At 54.4% G+C, this 1,743-nt stretch carries 2 protein-coding genes; both read right to left on the reverse strand.

Going from position 1 to position 1,743, the window contains the following annotated elements; all coding sequences use genetic code 11:
• The coding region (locus P1S59_14395) for a hypothetical protein (GenBank protein MDF1527417.1) at positions 1-263 on the reverse strand (263 nt) is incomplete at its 3' end.
• 192 nt (positions 264-455) lie between these two features.
• Positions 456-1,439, reverse strand: a complete 984-nt coding sequence (locus P1S59_14400; protein MDF1527418.1) for a methyltransferase — start codon at positions 1,437-1,439, stop codon at positions 456-458.
• Positions 1,440-1,743 lie beyond the last annotated feature (304 nt).

Here is a 1,743-nt window from a genome sequence, read left to right on the forward strand (position 1 = left end):
TTGTCGTCAAGAGACTGAAATACCTTGAATCCAGTTCTACGCTGAAAGAGCGACTGGCCCAGACAATAAGCTGCCCGTCTATCAGGGGGGTGGCCGAGGGCAAAAACAAGGATAAAGTGGTGATTCTGGACCCCTTCAGGCAGGGGAAACTTCTGATGAGTAGGGCCGCTCAGCAGATCCGAGGCCAGGCACACGCCTGCGTCATCAGCTCCGAAGTCTTTGACCTTCTGCAGGATCCGGTTTGTGAGGGTAACAGTTTCCATGGTCGGCTCCGACCTTGCGCAGTGCCGTCTTTGGCTATTGTTTCTCCCTGAGTTTATTTTAGTGCATGGTGAAGGGAAGAATCAAGAATGTTAAAGGGCAGCAGCAGGATGATATCCGGTCATGAGTGGATGATCAGGCCAGTGCCGGTGATGGTGGCAATTTCCAGCAAGAAGGAGGTGTGAGGAGCTGTTTTAAGGTTTAATTCCCTCCACCAACGAGGACATTTCACTATCCTGAATCTGTCTTACCTTTCCGAATCCTGCCTCTTCCAGCCCCCCCTTGATCTCATCGAAAGTATAGCTGTTGCCGCCTGAGGTATTCACCAGCATATTGATGGCAAAAAGGGCTCCTGAGGTCGGCCGGGTACGGTCAGTGTTCATGGCACAGTCCCTGACTATGATTCGTCCGCCGGGATCCAGGGCATGAAGGATTTTTTTATAAAGAGCTACGTTCTGATCGTGGCTGTTCTGGTGGATGATGGCCGACAGGAAGGCAAGATCGTGACCGGGGGGCAGTTCGTCCGTGTTGTAATCCCCAGGGACAAGATCCACCCTGTCTGAGAGGCCTTTATCGGCAAGCCTCTCCCTGGCCATGGGGATCACATCCGGCAGGTCGAAGATGGTGGCTTTCATGCCGGGAACAGCCTCAAGGAAGCCGATGGTGTAGGAGCCGGAGCCGCCCCCCACGTCGATGAGGTTTCGAGCAGTCCCCGGGTTGATTGCCCGGACCAGTTCGGGAGTGTCGCGCAGCGCCCTGACGTGCATGGCTCCGATGAACGCTTTGGTGCGGTCGCCGGCCTCCTCCGGTCGTGGGGCGGGGCCGCCGTCCTGCACGACTTCCGTCAGCTGGGACCATGTCTTCCAGAGGTGGGCGGTATGCATGAAGCCCGGCAGGATGGACTCCTCAGAGTCAGCGGTAAGCAGGAGGGCCACCTCTGGATTCGTCCTGTAACGGTTTCTCTCCTTGGCCAGAAGTTCCATGGCAACGAGGGCGTCCAGGAGAATGGTTGTGGCCCGGAGGTCTGAATTGAGCCTGTCCACGATCTCAGCTGCCGAGAGGAAGTGTTCTTTGAGGAGAGTGAAGATGTCCAGTTCCACACCGGTGAGGAGGACGCGGGAACGGGAAAAACCCTGGGCCATATGTTGAATGCTCTCAGCGGAGAGGTCGGTTTTCATGGTGTGCTCCTGGATTCAAAATTCAAGATTCCGTTAATGCGTACCTGGGTTAAACAACGGTTTTTATAAAAGCGATGAAAGCTGATTTACCACAGTGCAGCCATCAGAAGGCTGCACCACAGGGTTTTACAGGGTAAATCCAGGTTCTGAGGAAAACACGGTTGCTGTAAATTAACTTTAGGTTTTATACTTTTGCCCAGTCGTCCAGTCGGGATTTTCCTCTGTGGCTCTTCTATGAGTAGGCCGGTCCTGTCAACGGGAAACTGGTCTATTGCCGACATCGGAAGCCCTTGCTTACACCCTG

It is taken from the genome of bacterium, assembly GCA_029210965.1.
GTDB lineage: Bacteria > BMS3Abin14 > BMS3Abin14 > BMS3Abin14 > BMS3Abin14 > JALHUC01.

Bases quoted from the DNA above. Each gene is read 5' to 3' on its own strand.
- P1S59_14400 (MDF1527418.1), bottom strand. From the start codon at position 1,439: ATGAAAACCGACCTCTCCGCTGAGAGCATTCAACATATGGCCCAGGGT.